Here is a 6,725-nt window from a genome sequence, read left to right as displayed (position 1 = left end):
CTACCCCTGCCCCCACCCCCGAAGTCGGCCAGCCGGAGGGTTTCACTTTCAAGCGCAGCGGTCGCGCCACGCGCTTCGTCTGGAGGATCGACGCCGAAGGCCGCTTCAGCGAAGTCTCGCGCGAATTCGCTGAAGCCGTGGGCCCGCATGCCACGAAGGTAACCGGCGTCGCCTTCGCAGACATTGCCAAGCATTTCAATCTCGATCCGGATGGCAAGATCGCAGAGCTGCTGGCGCGGCGCGACACATGGTCTGGCCGGACGATCTATTGGCCGGTGGAAAAGACCAGCCTGATGGTACCGGTCGATCTGGCCGCATTGCCGACCTATACGCGCAGCCGCGACTTCGACGGCTTCAGAGGCTTCGGCGTCGTGCGCCTCTCCGATGCCATCGAAGATCCGATGAAACTCGGACTGACGTTAGGCGGAGAGGAAGAGCAGCGCGCCCAGATGCCGAGCGTTGCAGAAGAGCCTGTCGCGGAGATGGCGGTGCCAACAATTGCTGAAGAAACGCCACAGAGCCCGCCGGAGGAAAGTGCTTCGGAAGGAAAAGAGGCCGCTCACGACGCAGGCCCTGAGGCGGCAGAGGAGCCTGCTCAGCGGAATGAAGAGCCGCCGGCCCTGAAGATTGCCGAGACGCCGAACCGCCGAGAATCCGATAAGGTCATCCAGTTGCATCAACGCCGCCCGTTGATGCAAGGCGGCTTGTCGCTGAGCGAACAGGCAGCCTTCCGCGAGATCGCCCGGCAGCTCGAACCCTTCGGCAAGCGCGCCGAGCCGCCCGCCGATCAGCCCGAAGCGATGGAACAGTCCGAGGAGGTGGTGGACATCTCGCCGCAGCCGAATGCGGCGGATGAGGTTCTGTCCGATACCGTCGAAACGCCGGCCGATGACAATACTGCAGTAGAGCGGCCGCCAGCCGAAGCTCCGTCGGAAGGCGACGAAACCGCACAATCCGAACTGGACATGCCGGCGCTTTCGGCCGAGACGGAAAAGCCGGAAGAGGTCGCCACGCCCGATCTGGAGGAACCAAAAGTCTCCAGTGAGCCGGAACAGGATTTCGATCCGCTGGACGTCTTGAGCACAGCCATTCCGCCGCGCGTGAAAATGCGCGATGGCCTGTCGGCGGAGATCGTCGACCAACTGCCCCTCGCCATTCTTGTCCACGCCGGCGACCGGCTGATCCATGGCAATACCGAATTCCTGCGGCTGACGGGCTATGAGAGCCTCACAGACCTCGAGCATGTCGGCGGGCTGGATGCGCTGCTGCAGCGTCATGACCTCGAAGGCAAGACCGAGCGGCCGGGCACGATGATGGTCGTACGCGCCGACGATACGCTGGTGCCGGTCAACGCTCGGCTGCAATCGATCCGTTGGGAAGACGGCACGGCTTTGATGCTGGCGCTGATGCCGCTCGACAAAAGCGAGACTTCCACGCCGCCATCGGAGCCTGTGCCCGAAGAAGCGCGGCCGGAGCGCATGGTGGAAAAACTTGCGAAGCTGCAGGTCGAAATCGAAGAGCTGCGTTCGACGCTGGAGACGGCAACAGATGGTGTCGTCATCATCGGGCAGGAGGGCGAGATCCGCTCGATGAACCGCTCGGCAAGCGCGCTCTTCAACTATGATGACCAGGAAACCCGCGGCAAGCCCTTCGTCATGCTGTTTGCGCATGAGAGCCAGAAGGCTGTACTCGACTATCTCGCCGGTCTCTCCGGCCATGGCGTGGCAAGCGTGCTGAACGACGGCCGCGAGGTCATCGGCCGGGAGGCCTCGGGCGGCTTCGTGCCGCTGTTCATGACCATGGGGCGGCTGAACTCCTCCAACGGCTATTGCGCCGTCATCCGCGACATCACGCAGTGGAAGCGCACTGAGGAAGAATTGCGCAGTGCCAAGCGTGCGGCGGAGACGGCCAATGCGCACAAGACCGATTTTCTGGCCCGTGTGAGCCACGAGATCCGCACGCCGCTCAATGCCATCATCGGCTTTTCCGACATGATGGCCGGCGAGCGCTTCGGGCCGATCGGTCATTCCCGCTATATCGAATATGCAACCGATATCGGCCGCTCGGGCCGGCATGTGCTCGACATCGTCAACGATCTGCTGGATATCTCCAAGATCGAAGCCGGCGAAATGGACCTGGAATTTTCCTCCGTCGGCCTCAACGAGGCGATCGCCGAAGCGGTGTCGCTGGTGCAGCCGCAAGCCAACAGCCAGCGCGTCATCATCCGTACCGCGCTGTCGCAGGCTGTGCCGAACGTCGTCGCCGACCTGCGCTCGATCAAGCAGATTGCATTGAACATCCTGTCGAACGCTATCCGCTTTACGCCGTCAGGCGGCCAGATCGTCGTCTCGACGTCTTACGAAGGAAATGGCAGCGTCGTCATGCGCATTCGCGACACCGGCGTCGGCATGACCCGCAGCGAGCTGGAACAGGCGATGAAGCCCTTCCGCCAGGTTTCGACCAATGCCCGCAAGCGCGGCGACGGCACCGGCCTCGGCCTGCCGCTGACCAAGGCCATGGTCGACGCCAACCGTGCGACGTTCTCGATCAACTCGGCCCCGAATGAGGGGACATTGGTGGAGATTACATTCCCGTCGCCGCGCGTGCTGGCGAACTAGAGAGCAGCTTCCTTCGCTGCGTGTTTGTGACCATAACGCATAGGTCGGCGGCAAGAAGCTCGAAAATGGAGAGATCGGAACATCAACCATGGCAGATATTGAAAGCCGGTTGGCGGCGCTTGGTTTGCAGCTTCCACAGCCGATAAAACTCCCACCGAATGTGGTGCTCAACTTTCCTTGGGTTCGCATCCATGGCAATCGGGCGTTTATTTCGGGACACGGAGCTTTGGCGCCGGACGGATCGATCGCCACGCCTCTTGGCAAGGTCGGCCGCGACCTGTCGTTGGAGGAAGCCTATCATGCGGCGAAATTGACCGGATTGGCCATGCTTGCGAGCTTGAAGGGAAGCATTGGCGATCTCGACCGTGTCGAAAGCTGGCTGCGCGTATTCGGTATGGTCAATGCGGATGATTGTTTCAATCGCTATCCGCTGGTCATCAATGGCTTCAGCGACCTCATAGTGGAACTTTACGGCAAGGAACGCGGCGCTCACTCTCGTTCCGCTATCGGTGTAGCCGGACTGCCTTTCAATCTCCCGGTGGAAATCGAAGCCGAAGTCGCGATCCGCACTTAAGGCGATGATCCCCCTGGTAAACGGCCGGCGCGGCATTACCGGCATAACCGGCATGGATTACTCGTTTAGCGCGTAGTAACAATTGCGCACTTATGCGCCATTGCCTTCCGTGGGATAGTTCCCCCATCGAGGCCGGCTATCCTGGTCGGTCGTTGGATGCAAATGGGGAGGCTCCAATGTCATCGACTGCAGCAGAAGCAGGCATGGGCGAAATCTCACCCAATCTGATTGTTGATGCGATGTTTGCGTGCCGGAAGACGGCTGCGATCAAGGCCGCCATAGAGCTCGATCTTTTTACGTTGATCGGTGACGGCGGGACTGCAAAATCGCTGGCGGTCGCGACGAATGCTGCCGAACGCGGCATACGCATTCTGTGCGACTTTCTCGTTGTAAACGGCTTCCTGACCAAAACGGGCCATCAATATGCTCTGACCCCATCCAGCCGCGCTTTCCTCGACCGGCATTCGCCGGCTTATATGGGCTCAGCCATCGAGTTCCTCGCCGCGCCGGAAATCCTCAAGCAGATCCTGGACGATCCGACATCCTATGTCCGCAACGGTGGGTCCATTGGATTGGCAAACATGTCGCCGGACAATCCCGTATGGGTGAAGTTTGCCCGCGGCATGGGTTCGTTCACGGGCGGCAGCGCGGTCAGCCTTGCGGCTGAAATGGCCAACTTGCCCGTACCGCCAAAGAAAATCCTGGACATCGCCGCAGGACACGGGCGTTTTGGGATCGAGATGGCGAAGACGTTTCCCTCGGCCGAGATCGTCGCGGTTGATTGGAATTCTGTTCTGCAACTGGCCAAACATAACGCGTGGGAGTTTGGTGTTTCAGAGCGCTACAAGGCCATTCCCGGCAGCGCATTCGACGTCGACTGGGGTACCGACTATGATCTTATTCTGCTTCCGAACTTCCTCCATCACTTCGACATGGAAACCTGCGCCGGATTGCTTGTAAAGACCCGGGCCAGCCTGAGCCGCGACGGCAGGGTGGTCGCGGTGGAGTTCGTGCCCAATGAAGATCTCGTCTCGCCTCCCTTCGCAGCCGCCTTCTCGTGGGAGATGCTCGCCAACACGCCGAAGGGCGAGGCCTACACGCAGAAGGATCTGGCCGAGATGGCCAGGCGTGCCGGTTTTCAAGACGCCAGGGTAAAGCCGTTGCCGCCATCACCGGCGAGCGTGATCTTCTTCGAGTAGCGGCGCCTGAATACCGATCCTCTCTTGCTGAGAGATGCGGAGATCGCAACGAGGGGGCTGTTGCCCCCCTCGAGCTCAGTTACAAGATTACTCCCCGCGCGCCTTGGCAGCCTTGCGCGCGGCCCTTGAATTCGGCTTTCCGCCCTTGGGAGGACCGTCGTTCTTGGCGAAATTCGGCTTTCCGGGCTTCTTTGCCCAGGGCTTCTTGTCCGGACGTTCGGAAACGCTGCCCTCGCCTGTGGGCATCCGTTCCGGCTTGCGGTCGGACTTCCATTTCGGCTTGGCGGCGTCGCTCGAACGGGCGCTCTTCTCCGAGTAAGGTTTCTTCTTGCCGTAGGTTCCTTCCCGCTTGGCCTGTGAAAAATCTGGTACACCGGCAAGTGGTTTGACGCGAATGCCGCGTTCCAACGTCTTGTCCGGGCCGATGGCCGACAGGAAGCGTTCGGCACCTTCGGCCGAAAATTCGACGAAGGTTTCTTCCGGCATCATCTTGATCGCGCCGATGTCGCGCTTGGTGAGATTGCCGTTGCGGCAGAGCATCGGGATCAGCCAGCGCGGCTCGGCATTCTGCTTGCGGCCGACGGAGAGCGACACCCAGACCCCGTCAGCGAAGTCGTTGCGCCCAGTGGAAGGCGCATCATCACGCGGCGCGGAAAACTCGTCGCGGCGGGGTTTCCTGCGCTCGCCCTCAGCGGGCACATCCTGCAGATCTTCCGGCGCGGAATGGCCGGCGCGGTATTGGCGCAGGAAGGCGGCGGCGACCTGCTCGGCACCATGGCTCTGCAGCAGTTGCTGAACCAGGGACTGCTCGTCATCACGCAGGGACGCGGAGAAGATCGGATCGGCGATGAGGCGCTCATCGTCGCGGCGATTGACCTCTTCGGCCGATGGCGGCTTTGCCCAGGTGGCGCGGATACGGGCATTCTCCAGCAAGCGTTCGGTGCGGCGGCGGGCGCTCAGTGGCACGATCAGGGCGCTGACGCCCTTGCGGCCGGCGCGGCCCGTGCGGCCGCTGCGATGCAGCAGCGTTTCCGGATTGGTCGGCAGATCGGCGTGAACCACCAATTCCAGACCCGGCAGATCGATGCCACGAGCGGCAACGTCGGTGGCGATGCAGACCCGCGCACGGCCGTCGCGCATGGCCTGCAGCGCATGCGTACGCTCGCTCTGGCTGAGTTCACCCGAAAGGGCGACGACAGAGAAGCCTCGGTTGTTGAAGCGCGCCGTCAGATGATTGACGGCTGCACGTGTCGAACAGAAGACGATGGCGTTCTGCGCTTCGTAGTAGCGCAGAACGTTGATGATGGCGTTTTCCCGGTCGCTCGGGACCACCGTCAGGGCGCGATAATCGATATCGACATGCTGCTTGGCTTCGGACGCGGTGGCGATACGCACGGCATCGCGCTGGTAGCTTTCGGCGAGCTTTGCGATCGAACGCGGTACGGTTGCCGAAAACATCAGCGTCCGCCGCTCGGCCGGTGCAGTTTCCAGGATGAATTCCAGATCTTCACGGAAGCCTAGGTCGAGCATCTCGTCGGCCTCGTCCAGCACCACGGCCTTGAGCTCTGAGATGTCGAGCGAGTTGCGGCGGATATGGTCACATAAGCGGCCCGGCGTGCCGACGACGATATGCGCACCGCGCTCCAAAGCCCGCCTTTCGGTGCGCATATCCATGCCACCGACACAGGAGGCAATGGTCGCGCCAGTCAGCTCATAAAGCCATTCCAGCTCCCGCTGCACCTGCAGCGCCAGTTCGCGCGTCGGCGCAATCGCCAATGCCAGCGGCGTGCCGGCGGGGCCGAAACGCTCGGCGCCCTCCAGCAGGCCCGGAGCCAAAGCCAGGCCGAAGGCAACCGTCTTGCCAGAGCCGGTCTGGGCCGAAACCAATGCGTCCTTGCCCGCAAGGCCGGGATCAAGCATGGCCTTCTGTACCGGCGTCAACACGTCATAACCGCGCTTTGCCAAAGCCTGGGCGATCGCCGGAACGATGCCTTCGAATTCAGTCATATCTTGTCTTTCGGAATTCTTCGCGCGCCAGCCGGCGCGGATCATCGCGACCCGCACGTTGCAGGCCTCTTCTTCAGGCTTGCACATACTTGGTCGGCAGGCCAATGTACAGAGCGAGCGCGAATTTGTGCGGCGCACAATGAAAAAAAGGCAGCTGAGAGCGCTGCCTTTGAAGTTGATGCTGTCTAACGAAAGCTCGAGTCGATCAACGTCATGTTTCGGGAACCTTGCGGCTCCAAGCCGCTCCTAACTCATGCGAACGGCCCCAAGTTGGATTTTACCTTTGACCAAGGTTTCTTAATACCGGGTTACCACCCATAGGTCATG

General features: G+C 61.4%; 4 protein-coding genes. 3 read left to right on the top strand and 1 reads right to left on the bottom strand.

Annotated features, from left to right (window positions below; genetic code table 11):
* The 3 genes from PY649_RS21575 to PY649_RS21565 form a co-directional block, all read left to right on the top strand.
* The coding region (locus tag PY649_RS21575; RefSeq protein ID WP_285870720.1) for an ATP-binding protein at positions 1-2,618 on the top strand (2,618 nt) is incomplete at its 5' end.
* 88 nt (positions 2,619-2,706) lie between these two features.
* Positions 2,707-3,192 carry a RidA family protein gene (locus PY649_RS21570; protein ID WP_285870719.1) on the top strand — a complete coding sequence of 162 codons (486 nt, stop codon included), beginning with the start codon at positions 2,707-2,709 and terminating at the stop codon, positions 3,190-3,192.
* 176 nt (positions 3,193-3,368) lie between these two features.
* Entirely contained in the window at positions 3,369-4,391 is a 1,023-nt protein-coding gene (locus PY649_RS21565) for a class I SAM-dependent methyltransferase (protein WP_285870718.1), read from the top strand.
* A gap of 87 nt (positions 4,392-4,478) precedes the next feature.
* Here the strand turns inward: PY649_RS21565 and PY649_RS21560 are convergent, their stop codons facing one another.
* A complete protein-coding gene (locus tag PY649_RS21560) occupies positions 4,479-6,398 on the bottom strand; it encodes a DEAD/DEAH box helicase (protein WP_285870717.1) in 1,920 nt (639 codons plus the stop codon).
* Positions 6,399-6,725 lie beyond the last annotated feature (327 nt).

Source organism: Rhizobium mayense (genome assembly GCF_030272705.1).
GTDB classification, from domain to species: Bacteria; Pseudomonadota; Alphaproteobacteria; order Rhizobiales; family Rhizobiaceae; genus Rhizobium; species Rhizobium mayense.
Note: the sequence above shows the minus strand (reverse complement) of the source record. Positions and strands in the feature narration are given on the sequence as shown.

What these genes read in the sequence shown, in the direction of transcription:
- PY649_RS21570 (WP_285870719.1), top strand. Translation starts at nt 2,707, where the DNA reads ATGGCAGATATTGAAAGCCGGTTGGCGGCGCTTGGTTTGCAGCTTCCA.
- PY649_RS21565 (WP_285870718.1), top strand. Translation starts at nt 3,369, where the DNA reads ATGTCATCGACTGCAGCAGAAGCAGGCATGGGCGAAATCTCACCCAAT.
- PY649_RS21560 (WP_285870717.1), bottom strand. Translation starts at nt 6,398, where the DNA reads ATGACTGAATTCGAAGGCATCGTTCCGGCGATCGCCCAGGCTTTGGCA.